Consider the following 24,672-nt stretch of genomic DNA (forward strand, 5'->3'; position numbering starts at 1 on the left):
CTTCTTGCCCGCCCGTAGTTCAACTCCACAGATAGAGGAATCGCTCATGTCCATCTTCCGCTCAGCCACATTGCTGCTCGTTGCGACGCTCAGCGCCGCAGGCGTTGCGACCAATGCCTGGTCCCAGGGCCGTCCACTCACCGTCGTGTCGTGGGGAGGCGCGTACCAGGACGCGCAACGCGAGGTGTACTTCAAGCCCTTCACTGCCAAGACCGGCGTCAAGCTGGTCGATGAATCGTGGGACGGCGGCATCGGCGTGCTGCGCGCCAAGCTCCAGGGCGGTGCGAACAACTGGGACCTGGTGCAGGTCGAATCCGAGGAACTGCAACTGGGTTGCGAGGAAGGCCTCTTCGAGAAGATCGACTGGGCCAAGCTCGGCGGGCGCGATGCCTACATGCCGGAGGCCGCGAACGATTGCGGCGTCGGGGCCATCCTCTACAACTTCGTGCTGGCTTACGACGGCGACAAGTTCAAGGGCGCCGGGCCGCAGTCGTGGGCGGACTTCTTCGATCTCCAGAAGTTTCCGGGCAAGCGCAGCCTGCGCAAGGGCGCAAAGACCAACCTCGAGTTCGCGCTGATCGCAGACGGCGTGAAGCCGGCGGACATCTACCAGGTTCTGTCGACGCCGGCAGGCGTGGACCGCGCATTCAAGAAGCTCGACACCATCAAGAGCAGCATCGTCTGGTGGGAGAAGGGTGCGCAACCGCCGCAACTGCTGGCCTCGGGCGAAGTGGCGATGGTGTCGGCCTACAACGGCCGCATTGCCGCGGCCAACAAGACCGACAAGAAGAACTTCCGGATCACCTGGAAGAACAGCCTCTACACCATCGACTCGTGGGCCATCATGAAGGGATCGCCGAACAAGGCGCAGGCCGAGCAGTACCTTGTCTTCGCCGGAACGCCCTCGGTGCAGAAGGACCTCCCTCCCCTCATTCCCTACGGCGTCACCAACAAACGCAGCACCGAGCTGGTCGCCAAGTCCGTTCTGCCGGACCTCCCGACGAACCCGGAATACATGGCGAGCGCCCTGCTCATCAGCGACAAGTTCTGGCTCGAGAACCTCGACCGCCTGACGCAGCGCTTCAATAGCTGGGTGTCCAAGTGACCGCAGACGGCGCGACCTGTCCGACGGCCTCCAGGGGTCTGAAGAGCGATCTGCGACGGGCTTCTCGCCGTCATCGCACGAAGGCCCTGCTCCTGATCGCGCCGCTCGCACTGTTTCTCTTGCTCACGTTCCTCGTGCCTATCGGCGCCCTGCTGAGCCGATCCGTCGTGGACACCGAAGTGGCCGAGATCCTGCCGACCGTGTCGGCGCGGCTGCAGTCGTGGAACGGGAGCGCGTTGCCGGACGATGCGGTGTTCGCCGCCTTGGCAACCGACGTGCGCGCTGCGCGCAGCGCCGGCCGGCTCGCGTCGGCCGCCACGCGCCTGAACTACGACGTGAACGGATTCCGTTCGCTGATGTTCTCCACGGCACGGCGCCTGCCGGACGGGCCATTGGAGCCCAGTGCGCGCGAAGTGCTTGTCGGCATCGATCCGAAATGGGGCGAGCTCGATACCTGGGGAGCCCTGGCGCGTGCCAAAGGTCCTGCGACTTCGCTGTTCGTTCTCGGCGCACTCGACCTGCGTTCCTCGCCGGGCGGCGGCGTCGAAGCGATGCCATCGGACCAGGCGGTCTTCGTGCCGATCCTTTGGCGAACCTTGTCGATTGCGGGTGGCGTCACGTTGGCGTGCCTGCTGCTCGGCTATCCGCTGGCGTACCTGCTGGCCAGCCTGCCTGAACGCAAGGCGAACCTGCTGATGATCTGCGTGCTGCTGCCTTTCTGGGTATCGCTGCTCGTGCGAACCACTGCCTGGGTCGTCCTGTTGCAGAACGAGGGCGTCGTGAACACGGCCCTGCTCCAGTTCCACCTCATCAACGAGCCGCTCGCGATGCTCTACACCCGCTTTGCGGTCTACGCGGCGATGGTGCATGTGCTCCTGCCGTTCGTCGTGCTGCCGCTCTATGCCGTGATGAAGAGCATTCCGCCGTCGCACATGCGGGCTGCCGGATCCCTGGGCGCGACGCCCTGGACGGCGTTTCGCCGCGTCTACCTGCCGCAGACACTGCCGGGCGTGGGCGCCGGCGGCCTGATGGTGTTCATTCAGGCGTTGGGCTACTACATCACGCCGGCGCTGGTCGGCGGTGCCGGGGACCAGATGATCAGCTACTTCATTGCCTTCTACGCGACCAAGACGATCAACTGGGGCATGGCTGCGGCGCTGTCTCTGCTGCTGCTCATGGCGACCACCGTTCTCTACACGGCCTACGCGCGCCTTGTGGGCGTCGACAGGATGAAGGCGGCATGAACCCCAACGCTTCCCCCCTCCAGCGAAGCTGCCGCGTCTTGTTGTGGGTGTACTCGATCGCAGTGCTTGCCTTCTTGATGGCACCCATCCTGGTCATCATGCCGTTGTCGTTTTCCAGCGGCTCCTTTTTCTACTACCCCCTGCCTGGATTTTCATTGCGCTGGTACGAAGATTTCTTCACCTCCGGCAATTGGCTGCCCACGCTGAAGAACAGCCTGCTCGTGGGTGTCAGTGCGACAGTGCTGGCGACCGTTCTGGGTACCTTGGCTGCCTTCGGCTTCTGGCGGACCCAGTTCCGCGGACGGGCCTTCGTCTTCGCGCTCCTGCTCTCTCCGATGGTCGTGCCGGTCATCATCGTGGCGGTGGGCATGTACTTCGCCTTTGCGCGCGTGGGCCTGGCCAACAGCCTCATCGGCCTGACGCTCGCACATGCGGCCCTCGGCGTACCTTTCGTGCTGGTCAGCGTCAGTGCTTCGCTGGCCGGATTCGATGTCAACCTGCTGCGGGCTGCCGCGAATCTGGGCGCATCGCCGCTGCGCGCGTTCTTTCGCGTGGCCTTGCCCATGTTGGCGCCGGGCATCTTCTCCGGCGCGCTGTTCGCCTTTGCCATCTCCTTCGACGAAGTCGTGGTGGCGATGCTGCTGACGGGACCGGACCAACGCACGCTGCCGCGCCAGATGTTCGCCGGCATCAACGACAACATCAGCCTGACCATCACGGCAGCCGCAACGCTGCTGATCGGCCTGGCCGTTCTTTTGCTGCTCACCCTGGAGTGGCTGCGGCGGCGCAGCGCACGACTGCGCGGAGTGACGGCATGAGGGCCTTCTCAACTCACATGGAATTCCATCAGCATGCATAGTTTGTCGAACATCGGCGATGCGTTCACGCTGCCGGCCCCGGCAATTGACGTGGAGACCGCGCAGCGGCTCGTTCGCGATCACTACGGCATCAGCGGTGTCGTACAACGGTTGACCGGCGAACGCGACCAGAACTTCCGCATCAGGTCCCCGCAGGGACACGATTACCTGTTGAAGATTTCGCACCCGGCGGAAGACCGGTCCATGACCGAATTCCAGACCCAGGCATTGCTGCACATCATGCGCACGGACCCGACGCTGCCGGTTCCTCATGTGATCGAGACCCGCGACGGCGAATCCGAGAAATTCCTCGCCATCGACGGGCATGCACCTCGCATCGTGCGGCTGCTGTCGTACCTGCAGGGCGATCTGCTGCCGATGGTTCCGCGCAGCTCGGCACTGCGCCAGCATATGGCTGCGACACTGGCCCGACTCGCGATCGCACTTCGTGGATTTTTCCATCCGGCCGCGGGACATGACCTGCCCTGGGACCTCAAGCATGCCGGCGATCTGAGAGATCTGTTGGCACACATCCCGGACATGAGGCAGCGCAGCCTGGCCGAACGGTTCCTGGACGGTTTCGAGAAGCACGCCAGACCGCAGCTTGCACGGCTCCGGGCACAGGTCGTGCACAACGATCTCAATGACTACAACGTGCTGGTGGATCCGGCACGACATGACCGCGTGGCCGGCATCCTCGACTTCGGCGACATGGTGCACACCGCACTGATCAACGACCTGGCGATCGCCAGTTCGTACCAATTGACGGACAGTTCCGATCCGCTCGGCGCGGTGGCCGAATTCGTCGCGGCCTACCACGCGGTGCTGCCACTGGAGCCCATGGAGATCGACGTGCTCTTCGACCTCATGGCGACGCGGCTGGTATCGGTCGTGGCCATCGGCGGATGGCGTGCACAGCAGCATCCGGAGAACCGCGACTACATCCTGCGCAACAACGCGAAGTCCTGGGCTCGCCTGGAGCGTTGCGGTGCCCTTCCGAGAGAACAAGCGCGTCAAACGCTGCGCCGCGCTTGCAACATGGAATGACGAAATGACGATTGCAGAAATCTCCGAATCCGCCGAAGACACTCGTACCGAAGAGGCCCTGCTCGAACGCAGGCGGCGCCTGCTTGGGCCCGCGTATCGGCTGTTCTATGACAAGCCTGTGCATCTGGTCCGGGGAGAAGGCGTTTGGCTGTACGACGCGCACGGCACGCCCTACCTCGACGCCTACAACAACGTCGCCTGCGTGGGGCACTGCCACCCCGAGGTCGTCGCCGCGCTGGCACGGCAGGCGGCCCAGCTGAACACGCATACGCGCTACCTGCACGAAAGCGTTGTCGACTACGCCGAACGTCTGCTCGCTTCTTTCCCGGTGGAGCTCGCGCATGTGATGTTCACCTGCAGCGGAAGCGAGGCCAACGATCTGGCCTTGAGAGTGGCGAGGGCCTGCACTGGCGGCTCCGGCATCGTCGTCACCCGGTTCGCGTACCACGGCGTCACCAGTGCGCTGGCCGAACTGTCGCCTTCATTGGGGGCTCATGCGCCGCTTGGGAGCCATGTACGCACCGTGCCCATGCCGGTAGGGCAAGGAACAGAAGTCGGTCGGGACTTCGCGTCGCACGTCAGCAGCGCGATCGAGGACATGCGCAAGGCTGGCATTCAGCCAGCAGCGCTGCTGCTGGACACGGCCTTCTCCAGCGACGGGGTTTACACAGATCCAGCCGGCTTTGTGGCAGAGGCGGTCGCGGCCATGCGCGCTGCGGGCGGTGTCTTCATCGCCGACGAGGTTCAGGCCGGGTTCGGGCGCATGGGGTCGCACATGTGGGGCTTCCAGCGCCATGGGGTGATCCCCGACATGGTGACACTCGGCAAGCCCATGGGGAATGGCCATCCCATGGCCGGCATGGTCTGCCGCTCGCAGCTGCTGCGCGAATTCGGCGAGCGCTGCCGGTACTTCAATACGTTCGGCGGCAACCCCGTTTCGGCCAATGTCGGCATGGCGGTCCTGGATGTGATCGAGCGGGAAGGCCTGCAAGAGAATGCCGGACGCGTCGGACGCCATCTCAAGAAAGGTCTCGCCCGGCTCGCCGAACGGCACGAACTCATTGGCGACGTACGCGGCGAGGGATTGTTCGTCGGCATCGAACTCGTGCGCGACAGGGCCTCCAGGACGCCGGCCTCCACCGAAACGGCAAGGATCGTCAACGCCATGCGCGAGCGCGGCGTGTTGATCGGGGCTGCAGGAATTGCAGGCAATGTGCTCAAGGTGCGACCGCCTTTGCCGTTCTCCGAAGCTCACGCGGATATTCTTCTTTCGACCTTGGACGAGGTGCTTGCCAAAGGCGTTTTGGATTGACGCAATTCGCTCAGGGGGTATCGCACACCAATCGGTGCTCTGTTCAGGATGCGCAAGCCCCGACCGTGGCCGCAACTGCGAGCAGGTGTAGCTCGCCGCTGAGCCGATGTCGCCACTCGTGTAGAAGATTTTCTCGGAGCGCCAGCGCAAGTCCCGCGGGCACCAGCAGCGACTGCTCTGCCGGGACGGCGTGGACTTACCCCACAGCGACCGCCTTCGGCGTATTCCTGAAACTGATCGCCATCCGGTTGTAGGCATTCATGAGCCCGATCGCGATGGTCAGGTCCACCAGCTCGCGCTCCTCGAAGACAGCACGCGCCGCCTCGTACGCCTCATCGGGCACAGCCGTCTCTGCCACGCGCGTCACCGATTCCGCCCACGCCAGCGCAGCACGCTCCCGCGCATCGAAGAGCGCCCCCGCCTCCCTCCACGCCTGCAGCAGTGCGAGCTTGTCGATGGCCTGCCCTTTCTTCAGCAGGTCGCGCGTGTGCATGTCCAGGCAGTACGCGCAGTTGTTGATCTGCGAGACACGCAAGTACACGAGGTCGACCAAGACCGGCGACAGGCCGCTCTGCGCGATGTAGCCGTACACGGTGCCCAAGGCCTTGATGCCGGCCGGGGCGATCTGGTTGTAGTCGAGGCGTTTGCTCATGGTCGTGCTCTTGGAGGTCGGATAGGTCAGTGGAGTCAGTGGGTGGGGGTGGTGAGCGCCGTGTCGTCGGTGTCCACCACGAACACGGCCAGCAGCTTCGCGGGCCGTGTCTTGCTCGCGTTGCGGCTCACGGAGTGTTTCGCGCCGGGCGGCTCGTAGAAGCTCTGGCCTGCGCGCAGGACTTGCCGGGGGCCATCGTTCACCTGCGATTCGATGGCACCCGAGACCACGTAGCCATAGATGAACGCCGACTTCGCGTGCTCGTGGGCCGGCGATGCGCCGCCCGGCGGATAGTCGACCACCACGGCGACCAGCGACTTGCCGGGGATGTTGGGAATCGCCTGCTCGAGTGCGGGCGTGACGCGTTCCGCCGATGCATGCGCACTGGCCGCGATGGGCGCGAGGGCGCCGATGGCGCCGGTAACTCCGATGGCGCCGGCCGCCACAGCGGCGGCGAGCCATGAGGTGTTCTTCATGGGTGATCTCCTTGGTGAAACGGGCGAAAGGCTCAGGCCGCAAAGCCCAGAAGCCGGGCGAAGTCCTGCACGCGCTCGCGCGGCATCCTTGTCTGGTTGACCTCGGCCTCCGGGTCGCCGTAGCCCATCGACATGCCGAAGGCGGTCACCTCGTCCGGCGACATGTGCAGGTGCGCCGCGATCGGCTCATGGAACTGCGCGAACGCGACCTGCGGGCAGGTGTCTGCGTCTTCCAGAATTTCTTCGACGAGCTCGCGGGGCAGCGGCTCGGCCCTGAAGGCACGGGTTGCGCGGCGCGAGCGCACGACGGTGGCAACGCATCCTGCAATCGCCTCTTGCGACCATTGGGTGGCTTCAGGCGCTGGGGCGAGAGCCTCGGTTGTCATCGTCTCGTCTCCTGCAAATTGGACTGGAGGCGATCATGGGCACGGCTTCGAATGAATGGAACTGATGGTTCTGCAGTTCCATATTGCACGGCGTTCAAGGGCCGTCTTCCGGTGCGCAGCGAGCCCTTCGCAAGGACATTGCACGCCGTGCACTTTCCTTTTGCAGAACCATCAGTTCCCTTCGATCCGCGGTTCGCCGAGCATTGCAATTTGGCCCGGCGATGATGTGGAACCGCTTTCGAACGGCACGTCATCCACTTGCACTGCACAAGATCATGGATCCTCGTCTGATCGTTCTGGCCCTCGGCATGTTTGCCATGGGCACCGACAACTTCGTCGTTGCCGGCATCCTGCCCAGCGTGGCTTCTTCGCTCGGCACTTCGGTCAGCCTGGCCGGGCAGATGGTGGCCGTGTATGCGCTCTCGTTCGCCATCCTCGCGCCGGTGATGGCCGCGGTAGGCGGCGGCTGGCCGCGCAAGCCGATGCTCGTCGTCGCGCTCGGCATCTTCGTGGTGGGCAATGCCATCACCGCGATGGCCACCGACCTGAACACCGTGCTGCTCAGCCGCGCGCTGGCGGGGCTGGGCGCGGCGATGTTCTCGCCGACGGCGCTCGGAGTCGCGTCTGCCATCGCACCGCCGGAGCGAAGGGGCCATGCGCTGTCGATCGTGACCGCGGGCCTTGCCGGGGCCACGGCGCTCGGCTCGCCGCTGGGCACCTTCATCGGCGGACTCGGCGGCTGGCGGATGACGCTGTGGTTCGTTGCGCTGCTAGGGCTCATTGCGATGCTGGCCGTGTGGTGGCTGCTGAACGCGGTGCGCCCGCCCGAGCGCATCACGCTGCGCGAACGCTTTGCACCGGTTGGCGATATGCGCGTGGCGCTGGCGCTGTTGACCAACGTGTTCGCGAACGGCGGCTTGCTGATGGTCTACACCTACGCGGGCCTCGTGCTCGACCGGGCAACGGGCGGCAACGAGCAGGCCCTTGCGACGGTGCTGCTGGTGTGGGGTGTGTGCGCCACCGTGGGCAACCTGTTCGCCGGCCGGCTGGTGGACCGCTTCGGCAGCCGCAGCGTGATGAACGCGTCCCTGGCCGTCGCCATCGCCGTGTTCTGTGCGCTGCCGCGGGCTTCGGCGTCGATGGCGGGCACCGTGGTCTCGCTGGCCCTGTGGGGCTTCTGCGGCTGGGCGGTGATCGTGCCGCAGCAGCACCGGCTGGTGAAGATCGCACCCCAGGTCGCACCGCTGTTGCTGGCGCTGAACAACACGGCCACCTACGGCGGCCTCGCCTGCTCGAGCATGCTGGGCGGGCTGGTGCTGCTGTTCATCGACAGGCACTACCTGAGCCTGATCGGCGCCGCGATGATCCTGGCGGCCCTGGTGCTCGCCGAGGCCACGCACGCTGTCATCGTTCGCAGAGGCGCGCGGTTGCAGAGAGGATGAGCCCGTCGGCGCGGCCCGCCGATTCATTCATGCGGATCAGGCATCGTCCGCTCTTCGATCCAGTGCGTCCCTTCGCCGAAGACCTCGTTGCCCACCTCGGCCATGATTTCCAGGTCACGGCGCAGCGCGGCCGTCTCGGGCCTCCAGCTGGCGGCCGCCTGGATCTGGTGCTTGAGGTGGCTGACATCGAGCGACCAGCCCAGGCGAATCTGCTTCATGGCCTCCATCATTGAGCAACGCGCGCTGCCGGGCAAATTCGGGCATGCCCCTTCAATGGGGCGGGAAGAGCGTTCCGAACCTGGAACTGCCGGCGTTTCGCAGTGACATTTGGGTACGGTACTTCACCGAAGCGATGTGAGCGGCTTCGTGCGGCCGGGCGTTGGACACCGCATCAGGGCAGTTTTTCGCCCGCTTCAGGAGATGAAATGTCTATTCCCCGAACCGTTCTCAAGCTGGCCATTGCAGGCGCTGTCGCCGCAGGTGCCTTGTTCGCCGGCGCATCGGCCAATGCAGAGACCCGCTGGTCCGTTGGCGTCAACCTGCCCGGCGTGGTGATCGGCCAGCCCGCACCGGTCTACTACGAGCCAGCGCCCGTTTACTCACGGCCGGCCCCGACCTACTACCAGCCCCCGGCGCCCGTGTATTCGGCCCCCGCGCCCGTCTATTACGAGCCGGGCTCACGCTGGGAAGAGCGTCGTGCAGAGCGTTGGGAAGAACGCCGTGCGGAGCGCCGCGAATGGCGCCGCCGGCAGTGGGAGCGCGAGCAGCATCGCCGCTATTACGAAGACCGCGACTGATCTTCCCCCCGGTATCGGGAGAACTATCTTCGGATTGACCGAGGGCAGGTGAAGGCGCATCCTTCGCGCGGAGCACATCCGTTCGAAAAAAGGAAGCAGACATGCCGACCGGTCCTCGCCTTCAGAGCAGTCGCGCCTTCCTCCGCCAAAGCAACATCGTTGCCTTGATCGCCGTGCTGGCTTCGCTGGGTTCGTGGCTCGTCTTCTGGTTTGGAGAATGAGCTGTGCCGGCAGTGCGCGGGGCTGATCGAAGGCGCCCGCGCCCTGGCGCCGCGGCCGGCTTGTAGGCAGACGCCCACGCGCACGATTTGCCTTCTCCCGCATGCACCGGCCCGACACGCGGCCAATGTAGAGGCCTTCTTACCTCACGGAGACCTCGATCATGAAAAGCATCATCCTTTGGCTCTGCGGTGTGCCGCTCATCGTGATCATCGGTCTGAAGATCTTCGGCATCCTCTGAGCCCACGCCGCTTCCTGATTCCCGCTTCCTCCTCACGGCGCATTCTTGCGTCGTTCAAGCGCCCCTTGCGGGGCGCTTTTTTTTGAAAGCGTCAGTGCGTCTCGCGGCGCAGCTGCTGCACGTCTTCATGCAGCGACTGCGCCCAGGTGCGGCGCTCGCGGCCGTGCGAGTCCTGCGGCTCACCGAAGCGCACGATGGCCAGCAGCGGCGGCGCGCGCAGCGTGTTCCACAGCGAGGCGAGCAGGCTGTCGTCGTCGATGTAGCGCGGCGCCTGGCTGGTCTCGCCGGTGGCGGCATCGGCAAAGCGCAGCGCGGCGGGCAGCACGGGGGCGCCCGAGGAAATGGCGGCCTGCAGCAGGTTGGCGTGGAAGGGCAGCAGCCCGCGGCCATCGCTCGTGGTGCCCTCGGGGAACACGCCGATCATGTCGCCCTCGCGCAGCGCCTCGGTCATGTGGTGCACCACGCGCAGCGCATCGCGGCGGCGTTCGCGCTCGATGTAGAGCGAGCCCGCGCCGGTGGAGAGCGTGCCGATCAGCGGCCAGTGCTTGACGCCCGACTTCGACACGAAGCGCACATGGCGCGCCGCATGGATGGCGGTGATGTCGAGCCACGAGAGGTGGTTGCTGATGATCAGCACCGGCCCTTGGGTCGGCGCCGTGCCCTGCACCTTGAGCGTGATGCCCATGATCTCTAGCATGCGGCGTGACCATTCCTGCACGCGCGCGTTGCGGTCGGCCTGCGACATCTTCGGAAAGGCGAAGCGGATCGTCCACCAGCCGCCCAGCGCATGCCCCACCGCGTGCAGCAAGCGCCAGCAGGCCTTCAGCGAATGAACCATGGGCGCGCGTTCTCTTTCTTCTTTATCCGTGGACGACGCGGCCCGCCACCAGCGTGTGGCGCGCGCGGCCCTGCACCGGATAGCCGCCGAACGGCGTGTGCTTGCCCTGGCTCTTGAGCGCGTCGGGCTCCACCTGCCATTCGAGCGTGGGGTCGAAGATGCAGAGGTCGGCCACGCCGCCTTCGGTGAGGCGGCCGATGCCCGTTTGCGCATCCGCCGCGGTCAGCAGGCGGGCCGGCGCGGAGGTGATGACCTCGATGGCACGCGCAAGCCCCGCGCCGCTGCGCTCGCCCCATTGCAGCGCGAGCGGCAGCAGCAGCTCGAGCCCGGTGGCGCCGGGTTCGGCTTCGGCAAAGGGCAGCGTCTTGGCATCGGCCTCGACGGGCGTGTGGTCGGACACCAAGGCATCGATGGTGCCGTCGGCCAGGCCGGCCGAGAGCGCGGCGCGGTCTCCCTGCTGGCGCAGCGGCGGGTTCAGGCGCGCGCGGCTGTCGAAGTAGCCGATGTCGGTGTCGGCCAGGTGCAGCGAGTTGATGCTGACGTCGCAGGTCAGCGGCAGCCCCAGCGCCTTGGCTTCGCGCACGAGCGCCACGCCGCGCGCGCTGGAGATGCGGCACAGGTGCACGCGGGCGCCGGTGCTCTTCATCAATTCGACGATGGTGAAGATGGCGATGGTCTCGGCCGACACGGGCACGCCCGAGAGGCCCAGCCGCGTGGCGAGCGGGCCGCTGGCGGCCACGCCCTTGCCAAGGTCGCGGTCCTGCGGACGCAGCCACACGGTGTAGCCGAAGGTGCTCGCATAGAGCAGCGCGCGCTGCAGCACCTGCGTGTCGGCGAGCGGCACGTCGGCCTGGCTGAAGCCGATGCAACCGGCCTCGGTGAGCTCGGCCATCTCGGTGAGCACGCCGCCCGCCAGGCTGCGCGTGAGCGCGCCGAGCGGAAAGAGGCGCGCGCGCTGCAGCTTCTCGGCGCGAAACTTGAGCATCTCGACCAGGCCGGGCTCGTCGAGCACGGGGTCGGTGTCGGGCGGGCACACGAGGCTGGTCACGCCGCCCGCGATGGCCGCGGCCATTTCGCTCTCCAGCATGCCTTCGTGTTCGTAGCCCGGTTCGCGCAGGCGCGCGGCGAGGTCGACGAGACCGGGGGCGACGATGCAGCCCGTGGCGTCGATGGTGCGATCGGCCTTGAAGCCAGCGGGCACGTTGCCGATGCCGGCGATCTTGCCGTCGGCGATGGCGATGTCGGTCTTCCTGTCGGTGCCCGAGGCGGGATCGACGACGCGGCCGTTGGTGATGAGGATGTTCATGCGTCTGTACTTCCGGTGGCCGTCAGGGCCTTTTCGGGGAACACCGTGGAACCGGCTTCGCCGGGCCACTGGTGTTGCCCCCGGTAGGGGGTTGGCGAAGCGACACGAAGTGCGCGAAGACTGGGGGCGAGCAACATGTCTATGCTTCGTTTCCTGCCACGATGCTCATGACGGCCATGCGGACCGCGATGCCGAAAGTGACCTGTGGAAGGATCACGCTCTGCCTGCCATCGACCACTGCGGAGTCGATCTCCACGCCGCGGTTGATCGGCCCCGGGTGCATCACGATGGCATCCGACTTCGCCAATTGCAGCTTCTCGGGCGTGAGCCCGTAGGTCTTGAAGAACTCCTGCGACGAGGGCAGCAGCGCGCCGCTCATGCGCTCGTTCTGCAGCCGCAGCATGATGATCACGTCGCAGTCCTTGATGCCTTCTTCGAGCGTGTGGCACACGCGCACGCCCATGCCGGCCATGTCGGTGGGCACCAGCGTCTTGGGGCCGACCACGCGCACTTCGGCGCAGCCCAGCGTGGTGAGCGCGTGGATGTCGGAGCGCGCCACGCGCGAATGCAGCACGTCGCCGACGATGGCGACCGTGAGGTTCGCGAAGTCTTTCTTGTAGTGACGGATCGTGTACATGTCGAGCAGCCCCTGGGTGGGGTGCGCGTGGCGGCCGTCGCCGGCGTTCACCACGTGCACGTGGGGTGCCACGTGCTGCGCGATCAGGTACGGCGCGCCCGACTCGCTGTGGCGCACCACGAACAGGTCGGCGGCCATGGCGCTCAGGTTGGCGATGGTGTCCAGCAGCGATTCGCCCTTGGTGGCTGAGGAGCGCGCGATGTCCAGGTTGATGACGTCGGCACTGAGGCGCTTGGCCGCGATCTCGAAGGTGGTGCGGGTGCGGGTGCTGTTCTCGAAGAACAGGTTGAACACGCTCTTGCCGCGCAAGAGCGGCACCTTCTTCACCTCGCGGTCGCTCACGCTGGTGAAGTTGGCGGCGGTGTCCAGGATGTGCGTGACGATGTCCTTTGGCAGGCCCTCGATCGACAGCAGGTGGATGAGCTCGCCGTTCTTGTTGAGCTGCGGATTTCGCTTGTAGAGCATCAGCGGTTTTCCTCCACCTTGAGGCTGAAGGCGCCGTCGTCGGCGCGAGCCAGGGCCAGCAGTTGCGTGTCGGGCAGCGTGAACTTCGCGGCCGCGAAATCGGCGGCCACCGGCAGCTCGCGCCCACCGCGGTCGACCAGCACGGCCAGGCGCACGCAGGCGGGGCGGCCGAAGTCGAACAGCTCGTTGAGCACCGCGCGAATGGTGCGGCCGGTGTAGAGCACGTCGTCCAGCAGCAGCACGTCGGTGCCGTTCACGTCGAAAGGCAGCGAGGTCTGCGCGCTCGCCGAGAGGCCCCGGCGTGCGAAGTCGTCGCGGTGCATGGCCGACGAAATGATGCCGGGCGCGCCGGCCAGGCCCAGGTCTTTCTGCAGCCGCTCGACCAGCCAGGCGCCGCCGGAGGTGATGCCGACCAGTTTGGTTTCAGGGCGCAGCAGCGCCTTCACACCGGCCAGAAGGCCTGTGTAGAGCGCTTCGGCATCAGGGATTGAACTCACGAGAGACTCCTCAAAAATTGCTCCAGGATGATGCAGGCGGAGGCGGCATCGGCATCTTTTGCACCGGACGACAGCGCCTCGGTGGTGCTGTAGCGCTCGTCCACCTCGAACACCTGAAGGTTGAACCGGCCCCGCAACTGGCGCGCGAACTTCTGCGCGCGGCGGGTGTTCTCGTGGGGGGCGCCGTCGGGGTGATACGGCACGCCGATTACCAGCGCGTCGGGCTGCCATTCCTTGATGCGCGCCTCGACCTGCGCGAAGCGGGCATCGCCCTCGGCCTTGATGGTGGCTTGCGGGGTGGCGCTTTGAAGCAGCCGGTTGCCGCTGGCCACGCCGGTGCGCTTCAGGCCGAAATCGAAGGCCAGGAAGGTCTGGAAATGGGAGGGGACGGGAACGGGAACGGAAGAGTCGGCGGGAGCGGAAGCGTCTGGCATGACGGCGCTCACGCGTGGCCGGCGTCTGGCGACAGCTTCCAGGCCTCCAGGCCCAGCAGCAGCAGCGCCTTGTCGTAGCGCTGCTCGATCGGGGTGTCGAAGATCACGGCCGGGTCGGCCAGCACGGTGAGCCAGCTGTTCTCGGCCAGTTCGGACTCGAGCTGGCCTTCGCCCCAGGCCGAGTAGCCCAGCGAGACCAGCACCTTGCGCGGGCCCGCACCGGTGGCCAGGGCCTCCAGCACGTCTTTCGAGGTGGTCATTTCGAGTCCGCCGGGGATGGTCATGGTCGAGGCGTAGACCGACTCCTCGGGCTTCTCGGCATGGGTGAAGACGGGCTCGTGCAGCACGAAGCCGCGCTCGGTCTGCACCGGGCCGCCCTGGAAGACGGGGGACTCGCCCAGTTCGGGGCGGCTCAGGTGGAGCTCGATCTTCTCGAACAGCACCTTGAGGTTGATGTCGCTGGGTTTGTTGATCACCAGGCCGAGCGCGCCGCGCTCGCTGTGTTCGCAGAGGTACACGACGCTGCGGTTGAAAGTTTTGTCTTCCATCCCGGGCATCGCTATCAAAAAGTGATGCGTGAGGTTCATCGGGGCAGAATCGGCAGCCATATGCCACCTATTTTACTGGCCGTCGACAAGACCTATCCCAAGGGACTCATGTGGTTCCGCCGCGACCTCCGGGTGGACGACAACGCCGCGCTCTACCGGGCGCTTCGGGCCTGCCGCCAGGTGGTCTGCGTTTTCGTGTTCGACAAGGCGATCCTGGACCCGCTGCCGGCCATCGACCGGCGGGTCGAATTCATCCGCGAATCGCTGCTGGAGCTGCAGACGGAACTGGGTGCGCTGAGCGGCGGGCTGATCGTGCGGCACTCCCACGCGGTGCAGGAAATCCCCGCGCTGGCCAGCGACCTGGGCGTGCAGGCCGTGTTCGCCAACCGCGACGACGAGCCCGATGCGCTGGAGCGCGACGCCAAGGTGCTCGGCGCGCTGGCCAATGCGGGCATCGCCTTCCACACCTACAAGGACTCGACCGTCTTCGACCGCGACGAGGTCATGACCAAGACCGGCCAGCCCTACACGGTGTTCACGCCGTACAAGCGGGCATGGCTGGCGAAGGTGGATTCGTTCTTCCTCAAGCCGTATCCGGTGCGCAGCCACGCCGAGGCGCTGGCGCCGCCGCCGCAGGCCTACCGGGAGCCGATGCCGTCGCTGGGCGAACTCGGCTTCGAGAAGAGCAACCTGTCCACGCTGGAGATCCCGACCGGCTCGCTCGGCGCCGGCGTGCTGTTCGAGGACTTCTTCGAGCGCATCGACCGCTACGACGAGGCGCGCAACTTCCCCGCCGTGCGCGGCCCCAGCTACATGGGCGTGCACCTGCGCTTCGGCACGGTGTCGATCCGGCAGGTGGCGAGCGTGGCGCACCAGCTCTCGCTGCAGGGCAATGCGGGCGCGGCGACGTGGCTGAGCGAGCTGATCTGGCGCGACTTCTACTTCCAGATCCTCATGCACTTCCCGCATGTGCACACGAACGGCGAATCGAAGAGCTTCCGCCCCGAGTACGACAAGATCCAGTGGCACCACGGCAAGCATGCCGACCAGCTCTTCGACGCCTGGTGCGAAGGCCGCACCGGCTATCCGCTGGTCGATGCGGCCATGCTGCAGATCAACCAGAGCGGCTACATGCACAACCGGCTGCGCATGGTGGTGGCGAGCTTTCTCTGCAAGGACCTGGGCCTGGACTGGCGCCGCGGCGAGGCCTACTTCGCGCTGCACCTGAACGATTTCGAACTGGCCTCCAACAACGGCGGCTGGCAGTGGGCCAGCTCCAGCGGCTGCGATGCGCAGCCCTACTTCCGCATCTTCAACCCGGTGACGCAGAGCGAGCGCTTCGACCCCGAGGGCAAGTTCATCCGCCGCTACCTGCCGCAGCTGGCAGGCCTGTCGAACGCGGCGATCCATGCGCCTTGGACGGCGTCGCCGGTGGAGCTGGAGGCCGCAGGCATCAAGCTCGGCGAGACCTATCCGCACCCCGTGGTGGACCATGCCGAGGCGCGCGAGAAGACGCTGCAGCGCTACGGCGTGGCGCGGGCCAAGGCGCTGCAGAAATGAAAAAGGCCCCGAGGGGCCTTTTTGCTGGATGCACGCCGGAGCGCTTCAGGCGGCGGCTGCCAATGTTGGCTCGCTGGTGTACGCACGGACCAGGCGCAGCAGTTCCTCTTCCGAGTAGGGCTTGCCCAGGTAGTGGTTCACGCCCAGCGTGCGTGCGTAGTCGCGGTGCTTCTCGGCGATGCGCGAGGTGATCATGATGATCGGCAGCTCGGCCAATGCGGCGTCGGCGCGGATGTTGCGGGCCAGGTCGAAGCCGTCCATGCGCGGCATTTCGATGTCCGACAGCACCACCGACGGACGCTCCTGCTGCAGCCGTTCGAGCGCCTGCAGGCCGTCGGCCGCGAGCGACACGCGATAGCCTTCGCGCTGCAGCAGGCGCTGCGTGACGCGGCGCACGGTGATGGAGTCGTCCACCACCAGCACCAGCGGCACCAGCGGCGCCACGGGGGCCAGCACCGGCAGCGGCGTCTGCGGCGCGTCGTTGCCGGCCGTGGTCCCGGCAGCGTTCGATGCCGGCACCACGAGCGCAGCGGCCTGGCGCTGGCGCGCCTGTTCGCCGTGCACCGCGGCCAGCGCGACCGGGTTGTAGATCAGCGCCACCGCACCCGAAGCCAGCACCGAGATGCCGGCAAGACCCGGCAGCCGCACGAGCTGCGGGCCGAGGTTCTTCACCACGACTTCCTGGTTGCCCAGCACTTCGTCCACGTGCAGCGCGACGCGCTGTGCCGCGCTTCGCACGATCACGAGGGTGTTGTTCTTCGCACCGGCATGCGCGCTGCGCGTAGAGGCCTGCAGCAGCGCGCCGGCCCAGTAGAACGGCACCTGTTCGGCGCCGAACGGATGGCTGGCGTGCAGGTAAGCGGCCTCCAGGTCGGTACCGCTCACGCGCTGCACCAGTTCCACCAGGTTCGACGGCACGCCGATCGACACATCGCCGGCACGCAGCATCACCACGTGCGTCACCGCGGTGGTCAGCGGCAGCACCAGCTTGAAGGTGGTGCCCTGGCCCGGGGTGCTGTGCGTTTCGATGCGGCCGCCGAGCGCCGCGATCTGCGCGCGCACCACGTCCATGCCGATGCCGCGTCCGGACAGCTCGGAGACCTGTCCGGCCGTCGAGAAGCCGGGCTTGAAGATCAGCTCGGTGGCTTCTTCTGGCGTGAGTTCCTTGTCGTCGGCCAGGAGGCCGAGGGCGCGGGCGCGCTCGGCGATGCGCTTCTGGTCGAGGCCGGCGCCGTCGTCGCGGAAGCTCACCGAGACGTCGTTGCCTTCATGGTGCAGGTCGATGACGATGAGGCCGCTGGCGTCCTTGCCGGCCTCCTCGCGCACCGCGGCGTCTTCGATGCCGTGCGCCACGCAGTTGCGCAGCAAGTGTTCGAAGGCGGGCGTCATCCGGTCGAGCACGCCACGGTCCATTTCGATGGAGCCGCCGACGATGTCCAGGCGCACCTGCTTGCCGGTGTCTTTCGACGCCTGGCGCACCACGCGGTAGAGGCGGTCGGAGATGCCTTCGAACTCCACCATGCGCGTGCGCAGCAGGCCGCGCTGCAGTTCACGGGTCTGGCGTGCCTGCACGCTCAGGTCGTCTTCCGTCGCCTGCACCGTCTTTTGCAGCGTGCGCTGCACGGTGGCCACGTCGTTCACCGACTCGGCCATCATGCGGGTGAGTTCCTGCACGCGGGTGAAGCGGTCGAATTCCAGCGGGTCGAAGCTCTGCTGCGAGTCCTTGGCTTGCGCCAAGCGCGACTGCATCTGGCTTTCGGCCTGCACCTCGATGTCGCGCAGTTGCTGGCGCAGGCGGTCCAGGTTGCCCGTGAGGTCGGACAGCGAGCCGCGCAGCTGGCCGAGTTCGGCTTCCAGGCGCGAGCGCGTGATGATGACCTCGCCGGTCTGCGCGACCAGGCGGTCGAGCAGCTGGGTGCGGATGCGAACGGCCTGGCTCGACGCGGCGCGCAGCGGGGCGAGCAGCGCAGGCGCCGGGCGCGGCTGCAGCATCGTGAGAGCCGGCTGGGAGGCGGCATCGGCTTCGCCCGGCTCGACGGGCGCGGCGTCCTCGTCGTTCGCGGGGACGCCGACATCGGCTGCCGCCACCTGGGCCACGGAAGCCGCGTTCGCGGTGGCCGCGGCCACCAGCTGGGCCATTTCGACCTGGGTGGCGTCATCGGCCGCGCGCAGCGCGTCGAAGGTGGCCTGCAGGGTGTCCAGACGGACCAGCAGCTTTTCGATGTCGGCCCGCTCTGCGCCCTGGGAACCCAGGATTTCGATCTCGGACTCCATGCGGTGCGCGCGTTCGCCCAGGCGCATGGCGCCGGCCAGGCGCGCACTGCCCTTGAGCGTGTGCAGCGTGCGCAGCACGGAGGCGCGCGGCGCGCTGTCGTCGGGGTGGTGCGACCACTGGCGAAGCGCTTCGCCCAGCTGGGGCAGCAGGTCGGCGGCCTCTTCCTCGAAGATCGGGAACAGGTCGACGTCGACCGCATCGGCCAGGTCGATGGCGTCTTCGGAATCGTCCAGCGCCACGTCGGCCATGCCGTCGTTGGACACGATTTGCTGGAACGGCCGGACTTCGCTGCGCACGGCGGCTTCGAGCGGCATGGGTGCCGCCGCGATGTCGCGCAGTGCCTGCAGCGTGCCTTCGGCCGGATCGCGCAGGAACCCCACGGCGAACTGGTGCAGCAGGCGGCGCAGCTCGTCGGCCGCGGCAACCAGCACCACGCCCTGTTCACGCGTGCCGCTGCCCTGCATCTGCAGGTGCTGCAGCGCCGATTCGAGCAGGCGCGCCATGCCCGAGAGGCTGTGGAAGCCGACGGTGGCGGAGCTGCCGGCCAGCGAATGCGCGAGCGCAACGGTCGAGTCGGGCAGGCGTTCGTGCGATTCCAGCGCCCATTCGCCCACGTCGGTGGCCAGTTGCCTGGACCATTCGTCGGCTTCGTTGAGGTAGACGTTGTAGAGCGCGATGCCGATGCGCAGCGGGCCGATCACCTTGACCTGGTCTTCGGCGCTGGAGGCGGTGGCGTCCTCTTCGACGACCTCCACGGCTTCCACAATTTCCACGGACTCCACCACTTCCACAGTTTCCTGTGCGGCGACGGGCTCCGGCGTTTCTTCTTCGGCGGCGACGACCTCCGGTTCGGCAGGCGTCTCGACGGGCACGGCGACGGCCGCCACGGGTTCGACCTCGGCTTCCGGCTCCGGCTCGGACGCCAGTTCCAATTCCAGTTCGGGCAGCGCGGCCGGCTCTTCCAGCGGAGGCAGGGCCATGTCGTTGGCCTTGGGCTCGTTCGCGGGAACGGGCAGCGGGTCCAGGTCCCAGGCGAAGTCCGGCAGGGGAGCGGCTGTCGGCACGGTGGCCTCGATGACCTCCTCGGCCGCGGGCTGCGCGGCGACAGGCGCTGGGGACTCCACGGGGGCCTGCGTCTTGGCGGGCGCCAGGAAATCGAAGTCGTCGACGCTGGACAGTGCCTCCAGCGGCGCGGGCGACGTGGGCTGCTTCGTCTCGAAATCGATGAAGTCGGTGGACGTGAAATCGTCGTCCGCATCGGCGGACCCTGGCTTCTGCGGCTCGTCGAAGGCGGGCAGCTCGGGCAGCGGCTCGGGTACGGCCTGCACCGGCGCGACCGGTGTGTCCGGCAGGAACGACAGGTCGGGCAGCGGCGGCAGCTCGGGTTCGGCGGCGATGTGGCGGGCGGCCACGGCCAGTTGCCCGGCGTCGGCCACGCGCACCGGCGGCGGCACGGGCTCGCCGGCCATCAGCGCATCGGCCACCCGGCTGAACGGGCCGGCCTGCCAGGTGTGGGATTCGCCCGAGGCGATGGCTTCGACCCACTGGCCGAAGTCGCGCAGCGTGCGTTCGGTGGCGGACAGCATCTCCGGCGTGGCGGGACGCTGGTCGGCCAGCCAGGTGTTGAGCACCTGCTCGAGCGACCAGGCGGCATCGCCGAAGTCGGTGAGGCCGACCATGCGCGAGCTGCCCTTGAGCGTGTGGAACGCGCGGCGCAGGATGGTGAGCTCTTCGGTGTCGTCCGGGTGGCTGCCCAGTTCGGTGATGGCGGCCAGGCCGTTGTGCACCACCTCGCGGGCTTCGTCCAGGAAGATGTTCTGGAGATCGTCTTCCTCGAGCTCGGTGACTTCGGTGTCGGGCAGCGCGCCCGGACCAGTGATCTTGGAAGTCCAGCTCTCGGCCTTGCGGCTGAATTCCTCGAGCGGCGTCGGCTTGGTCTTCCTGGCCGGCGTGGCGAGTGCGGCGAGCTTCGAGGCGATCTGGGCGTCGACCTCCTCGATGCTGAGCACAGGCTCGGCCACGGGTGCCGCGACTTCGCCTTCGGGGGCGCTGTCCGTGGCCTGGCGGCCCATCAGCGGCTTGAGTTCGCCGGCTTCGGTGTCGAACACGAACAGGCGCTTGGCCAGCGCAGGCTGGTAGCCCAGCATGTCGATGAGGAAACCCAGCGCGCCGAGGTTGTTGCCCAGCGCATCGAAGCCGGCCATTTCCTCGGCCGGCGAGGCGCTGACCAGCATGGCCTCGACGTCGTCGCGCATGCGCTGCACGGTGAGCGCGGCCTGTTCGAGGCCGAGCACGGAGAACACGCCGCGCATCTGCATGAGCTGGGTCGGCACGGTGCGCAGCAGGCCCTTTTCGGCGGGGCGGCGGAAGTACTGGTCGAGCGATTTCTCGAGCTCGCTCAGGTGGCTGCGCAGCTCGTCGACCACGGTGCCCATGGTCTGGCGATCGCTCACGCGGCGGTACAGGTCTTCCATCCACGGCTCGAGCGGCTCGGAATGGCCGCCCGCGCGCACGCGTTCGATGCGGCCTGCCAGCTGCAGGGTGCGGGAGGTGAGCTGCGGATCGCTCGGATCGAGGTCTTCGAGCGCGGCTTCCAGGTACAGCACCGAGGTGGCGACTTCCATCGCCAGTTCGGTGTCGGGCGGCTGGCCCGACCTGACGGAGGCCTCGACGGCATGCGTCAGCGCCTGGACCATCGGCAGGCTCGGCGGATGCAGCTTCTGCAGCGATTCGCCCAGCTGGGCGAAGGTGTCGGCCACCTGGCGCGTGCGGGTGATGTCGCCGCCCGAGAGGGCCGACCACATTTCCTTGGCGGTCTCGATGCGCTTGCGGGCCTGCGTGAGCACCAGCGGATCGAAGCGGCCGAACTGCTCGACGGTGTAGTCGATGTGCTGCTCGTGGGCCACGCCCCAGGCGCTGCGCACGGTGCGCAGCGTGGCGGCTTCGTCGCGGGCGGTGGGCACGGCCTGCGCGCAGAAGAACAGCAGGTCCTGGCCCAGGCGATCGGAGACCACGCTGTCGCCGCGCGCCAGGGTGGCGTATTGCAGCAGCACGCGCGTGGCGGCGCGCTTGACGTACGAGTCGGCGGGAATCAGGCCGAGCGACAGGGCCTCGAAGAAGCCCGCGGCCAGGGTCCAGAAGCTGGCGACGCGGGGCAGCAGCGCGCCGCGTCCGAGCCCCAGGCACAGGCCCTGCAGGCGCTGTGCGGCCTGCATGTCGCCGGCCTTGACCAGTTGCAGCACCTCGCGGTCGAGCCGCGAGCGCACGGAAGGGTCATAGGCGACAGCAGCCTGCGTGAGCGCAGGCTTGACCTCGACCCAGCGCCAGGCGGTGCTCCAGAGATCGGCCGGATGGACGCGTTCGTTGCCGCCCAGTTCCAGCACGTCGCGGTATTGCGGGAACAGCGCGACCGACGACACGGCCTTGCCGGCCAGCAGTGCGCTGAGGAAATCGGTGACGGCGAAGCCGGCACGCTCGATCTTCAGGACGGCGCTGTCGGTGCAGCGCTGCGGTTCGGCAATGAAGCCCTGCACCGCGAATTCGATGGCGCCGAGCACCAGCGCGGGCGAGGAATGCCCCACCATCTGCAGCGCGCCGACGGCCTGGTGCAGTTGCTGGCGAGCCATTTGCAGCGGCCCGCTCTCGGGCTCGGTTGCATTGCCCACGTCGCGCACATAGCGCCGCAACGACTTGCCCACACCATCGAGGGATTTCTGGATTTCTCCCAGCACCCAGGCCAGCGGCCCGAGGTCTTCGGTGGCCGGCATGTTGCCGGCGATGGGGGCCGTGGCAGGGTTTTGAATCGACACGTTGGTTGCTCGCCGTTCTTGATCTATCAGTTTTTCAATGGGCGCCACGCGCCCTGAATACATTCAGCCGTCGCAGCCACTTCGAGGGACACCGCGGAACCGGTTTTGCCGGGCCGCTGGTGTCGCCCCCGGAAGGGGGCTGCCGAAGCGACATGAAGTGCGCGAAGGCTGGGGGAGAGCTTCATCAGGCAATCTTGAAACGGGCGACAGAGCGGCGCAGTTCTTCCGCCATCTGCGACAGTTCGCGCACCTGCTGGGCCGTGGTACGCGTACCTTCTCCGGTCTGCTCGGTCACCGCGAAAATGTGCTGGATGTTGGCTGCCACCACGTTGGCCGAATCGGCTTCGCGGGAGGCGGACTGCGAAATCTGCTCGATCAGCTCGGCAAGGCGGCGCGACACGCGGTCAATCTCGGTCAGCGCGGTACCCGCGTTGTCAGACAGCTTGGCCCCTTCGACCACACCCTGCGTGGAACGCTCCATGGCGCCCACCGCATCCTGCGTGTCGGTCTGAATCGCCTTCACCAGTGCCGAAATCTGGCGCGTGGCGTCTGCGGAGCGTTCGGCCAGTCGCTGAACTTCTTCCGCCACCACCGAGAAGCCCCGGCCGGCTTCACCGGCCGATGCCGCCTGAATGGCGGCGTTCAGCGCCAGCACGTTCGTCTGTTCGGTAATGTCCGAGATCAGCTCGGTGATTTCGCCAATTTCCTGCGACGACTCGCCCAGGCGCTTGATCCGCTTGGAGGTTTCCTGGATCTGGTCGCGGATGGAGTTCATGCCGCCGATGGCGTTCTGCACGGCCTGCAGGCCCGACGATGCGGCTTGCAGCGACTGGCGCGCCACCGTGGCGGACTCTTGCGCTTGCGAGGACACGCCGTTGATTCGCTCGGCCATGGTCAGCACCGACTGGCCGGTTTCGCGAATCTCGCGCAGCTGTTCGGTCGAGGCGGCAAGCAGTTCGGTCGAGGTGTTTTCCACCTGCGACGTCGTCTGCGCCACGCGGGTGGCCGTGTTCTGCACGTTGCCCACCAGCAGGCGCAGTTCTTCCACCGTGTAGTTCACCGAGTCGGCGATGGCGCCGGTGATGTCCTCGGTCACGGTCGCTTCCTGCGTCAGGTCGCCTTCGGCCACTGTCTGCAGTTCGTTCATCAGCCGAAGAATGGCGGCCTGGTTGGCGTTGTTGATGCGGCCGGCTTCTTCCGAAGTCTGCTCGGCAGCCAGACGTTCGCGTTCGGCGTTGGCGGCACGTTCGCGGCCTTCGCGCACCTGCACGAAACCGATGGCGCCGGCCAGCGCCAGGGCGGCCAGCGACAGCACGAACAGCAGCACGATCGTTCCGGCGCCCAGGCCCGTGCGGGCCGAGAGCTTGTCCTGCAGGTCGCCGAGCGACTTACGCAGCGGCTCGCTGTCGGTCAGGATGGATGCCTGCGCTTCGCGCGCTGCCACCAGACCCTGCAGGTTGCCCAGAATGGCGGAGGCCTGCGTGCGCATCTGCTCGTAGGTCTTCAGGATGGCTTCGAGCTGCTGGCGCGTCTGCGGGTCCTTCGAGCCCGGGAAACGCTGCTGCGCATTGCCGTCGAGCAGCCCGCGGGTGGTTTCCTGGAAGGTGTTCAGGTCTTTGCCCAGCAGGAACACGGCGTCGGGGTTCACACCCTCGACCGTGAAGAATTCGTTGGTCGACTTGCCGATGCGCTGCGTCAGCATCACGAGCTGGCCGGCGGCGGAAATCTCGGGCAGCGTGGCGTTCTGCTGCATCTTCAGCGAAGCGACGGTTTCCGTCATTTCGAGCAGCGTGGACGACTGCTGGTTGATGTCGCGCAAGGCGGTACCCACCTGGGTCAGGATCTGGCGCTGGGCCAGCACGGCCTTCGCGCTGGTGTCGGCACGGGTGACCAGAGGATTGATCTTGGTCATCTCCTCGTCGTACTGGTTGCCCACGCGTTCGAGCCGCAGGGAATCGTCGCCGTTGGTGAGGCCCGCGACGCGACGCGAGAGGTCGTCGGCGCTGTCCTTCACTTCGACGAACGCCGAAGCGCTGCCGACGAGGGCCTGGGAGATCGACTTGGCCAGGCGCTGCGACTGCATCAGCGACTGGCCGGTGGCCGCCACCTGTTGCGCCAGGCGTTCCGAGCGAAGAATCGCGGAGCCGGCCACCAGGAGCAGCAGCAGCACCACGACCGCCAGCATGATCGCCAGGATCCGCTGCTGCTTCGCGGGGTTGGAGCCGGCGCGGCCGGCGGCCGGGACGGCGTCGAGGGCCGCCTGGTCGAGCGCTTCGGGCGTCTCGCCGCCGACATCGGCGAAGCCGCTGGGCGCAGCCGCGATGGGGGAAGACAGGGAGGCGCTGTCGCTCTTCCTGGTCAGGCGCACGGTTTTTTCGTCCGGAACCTGAACCGTATCGACATCGTCGAGCGATATCGAACCGGAGCCGTCGACGCGGGCCTTGTCGTTCCCATTCACGGGGAGAAATTTCTTGAACTTGTCGGCGATCGAGCTCACGGTCGGTCCTTCAGGTGGTTGCCAGTAC

The 24,672-nt window shown here is 67.0% G+C and carries 20 protein-coding genes; 8 read left to right on the forward strand and 12 right to left on the reverse strand.

Going from position 1 to position 24,672, the window contains the following annotated elements; translation table 11 throughout:
- Positions 1–46 precede the first annotated feature (46 nt).
- The 5 genes from M2282_RS23000 to M2282_RS23020 are packed head-to-tail and all read left to right on the forward strand — an operon-like array spanning position 47 to position 5,565.
- The gene (locus M2282_RS23000; protein ID WP_280811089.1) at positions 47–1,105 is read left to right on the forward strand and encodes an ABC transporter substrate-binding protein; all 1,059 of its coding nucleotides are present in this window, start codon (positions 47–49) and stop codon (positions 1,103–1,105) included.
- On the forward strand, positions 1,102–2,349 hold the full coding sequence (locus M2282_RS23005) for an ABC transporter permease (protein WP_280811090.1): 1,248 nt from the start codon (positions 1,102–1,104) through the stop codon (positions 2,347–2,349). The genes M2282_RS23000 and M2282_RS23005 overlap by 4 nt, the downstream gene beginning before the upstream one ends.
- Positions 2,346–3,167, forward strand: coding sequence for an ABC transporter permease (locus M2282_RS23010; protein ID WP_280811091.1), 822 nt, complete (start codon positions 2,346–2,348; stop codon positions 3,165–3,167). Before M2282_RS23005 ends, M2282_RS23010 begins: the two co-directional genes overlap by 4 nt.
- Positions 3,168–3,200: 33 nt before the next feature.
- A complete protein-coding gene (locus tag M2282_RS23015; protein ID WP_280811092.1) occupies positions 3,201–4,253 on the forward strand; it encodes a phosphotransferase in 1,053 nt (350 codons plus the stop codon).
- A 4-nt stretch (positions 4,254–4,257) separates the two neighbouring features.
- On the forward strand, positions 4,258–5,565 hold the full coding sequence (locus M2282_RS23020) for an aspartate aminotransferase family protein (protein WP_280811093.1): 1,308 nt from the start codon (positions 4,258–4,260) through the stop codon (positions 5,563–5,565).
- A 196-nt stretch (positions 5,566–5,761) separates the two neighbouring features.
- On the opposite strand, the gene M2282_RS23025 is transcribed toward M2282_RS23020, so the two are convergent.
- The 3 genes from M2282_RS23025 to M2282_RS23035 are packed head-to-tail and all read right to left on the reverse strand — an operon-like array spanning position 5,762 to position 7,079.
- A complete protein-coding gene (locus tag M2282_RS23025; protein WP_280811094.1) occupies positions 5,762–6,217 on the reverse strand; it encodes a carboxymuconolactone decarboxylase family protein in 456 nt (151 codons plus the stop codon).
- A 35-nt stretch (positions 6,218–6,252) separates the two neighbouring features.
- Complete coding sequence (locus M2282_RS23030) at positions 6,253–6,693, reverse strand: cupin domain-containing protein (RefSeq protein WP_280811095.1); 441 nt, start codon at positions 6,691–6,693, stop codon at positions 6,253–6,255.
- A 32-nt stretch (positions 6,694–6,725) separates the two neighbouring features.
- Positions 6,726–7,079: a nitroreductase family protein gene (locus tag M2282_RS23035; protein WP_280811096.1), complete on the reverse strand. Its 354-nt coding sequence runs from the start codon at positions 7,077–7,079 to the stop codon at positions 6,726–6,728.
- A gap of 275 nt (positions 7,080–7,354) precedes the next feature.
- On the opposite strand from M2282_RS23035, the gene M2282_RS23040 reads away from it, so the two are divergent.
- Positions 7,355–8,521 carry an MFS transporter gene (locus tag M2282_RS23040; protein ID WP_280811097.1) on the forward strand — a complete coding sequence of 389 codons (1,167 nt, stop codon included), beginning with the start codon at positions 7,355–7,357 and terminating at the stop codon, positions 8,519–8,521.
- 23 nt (positions 8,522–8,544) lie between these two features.
- Here the strand turns inward: M2282_RS23040 and M2282_RS23045 are convergent, their stop codons facing one another.
- The gene (locus M2282_RS23045) at positions 8,545–8,739 is read right to left on the reverse strand and encodes a hypothetical protein (RefSeq protein WP_280811098.1); all 195 of its coding nucleotides are present in this window, start codon (positions 8,737–8,739) and stop codon (positions 8,545–8,547) included.
- 207 nt (positions 8,740–8,946) lie between these two features.
- On the opposite strand from M2282_RS23045, the gene M2282_RS23050 reads away from it, so the two are divergent.
- Positions 8,947–9,318 (forward strand): hypothetical protein, encoded by a 372-nt coding sequence (locus M2282_RS23050; protein ID WP_280811099.1) that lies wholly within the window; start codon positions 8,947–8,949, stop codon positions 9,316–9,318.
- 551 nt (positions 9,319–9,869) lie between these two features.
- Here M2282_RS23050 and M2282_RS23055 read toward each other — a convergent pair.
- The 6 genes from M2282_RS23055 to M2282_RS23080 form a co-directional block, all read right to left on the reverse strand.
- On the reverse strand, positions 9,870–10,616 hold the full coding sequence (locus tag M2282_RS23055; protein WP_280811100.1) for a lysophospholipid acyltransferase family protein: 747 nt from the start codon (positions 10,614–10,616) through the stop codon (positions 9,870–9,872).
- 22 nt (positions 10,617–10,638) lie between these two features.
- On the reverse strand, positions 10,639–11,922 hold the full coding sequence (locus M2282_RS23060; protein WP_280811101.1) for a dihydroorotase: 1,284 nt from the start codon (positions 11,920–11,922) through the stop codon (positions 10,639–10,641).
- Between the two features lie 139 nt (positions 11,923–12,061).
- A complete protein-coding gene (locus M2282_RS23065) occupies positions 12,062–13,024 on the reverse strand; it encodes an aspartate carbamoyltransferase catalytic subunit (RefSeq protein ID WP_280811102.1) in 963 nt (320 codons plus the stop codon).
- Positions 13,024–13,521, reverse strand: a complete 498-nt coding sequence (gene pyrR, locus M2282_RS23070) for a bifunctional pyr operon transcriptional regulator/uracil phosphoribosyltransferase PyrR (protein WP_280811103.1) — start codon at positions 13,519–13,521, stop codon at positions 13,024–13,026. The genes M2282_RS23065 and pyrR overlap by 1 nt, the downstream gene beginning before the upstream one ends.
- Complete coding sequence (gene ruvX / locus M2282_RS23075) at positions 13,518–13,955, reverse strand: Holliday junction resolvase RuvX (protein ID WP_280811104.1); 438 nt, start codon at positions 13,953–13,955, stop codon at positions 13,518–13,520. Before ruvX ends, pyrR begins: the two co-directional genes overlap by 4 nt.
- A gap of 8 nt (positions 13,956–13,963) precedes the next feature.
- A complete protein-coding gene (locus M2282_RS23080) occupies positions 13,964–14,563 on the reverse strand; it encodes a YqgE/AlgH family protein (protein WP_280811105.1) in 600 nt (199 codons plus the stop codon).
- Between M2282_RS23080 and M2282_RS23085 the strand changes: the two genes are divergently transcribed.
- Entirely contained in the window at positions 14,564–16,063 is a 1,500-nt protein-coding gene (locus M2282_RS23085) for a cryptochrome/photolyase family protein (protein WP_280811106.1), read from the forward strand.
- A gap of 45 nt (positions 16,064–16,108) precedes the next feature.
- Here the strand turns inward: M2282_RS23085 and M2282_RS23090 are convergent, their stop codons facing one another.
- On the reverse strand, positions 16,109–22,147 hold the full coding sequence (locus M2282_RS23090; RefSeq protein WP_280811107.1) for an Hpt domain-containing protein: 6,039 nt from the start codon (positions 22,145–22,147) through the stop codon (positions 16,109–16,111).
- 184 nt (positions 22,148–22,331) lie between these two features.
- Positions 22,332–24,644 (reverse strand): methyl-accepting chemotaxis protein, encoded by a 2,313-nt coding sequence (locus M2282_RS23095; protein WP_280811108.1) that lies wholly within the window; start codon positions 24,642–24,644, stop codon positions 22,332–22,334.
- Between the last annotated feature and the right edge of the window lie 28 nt (positions 24,645–24,672).

Source organism: Variovorax boronicumulans, assembly GCF_029892485.1.
GTDB lineage: Bacteria > Pseudomonadota > Gammaproteobacteria > Burkholderiales > Burkholderiaceae_C > Variovorax > Variovorax boronicumulans_B.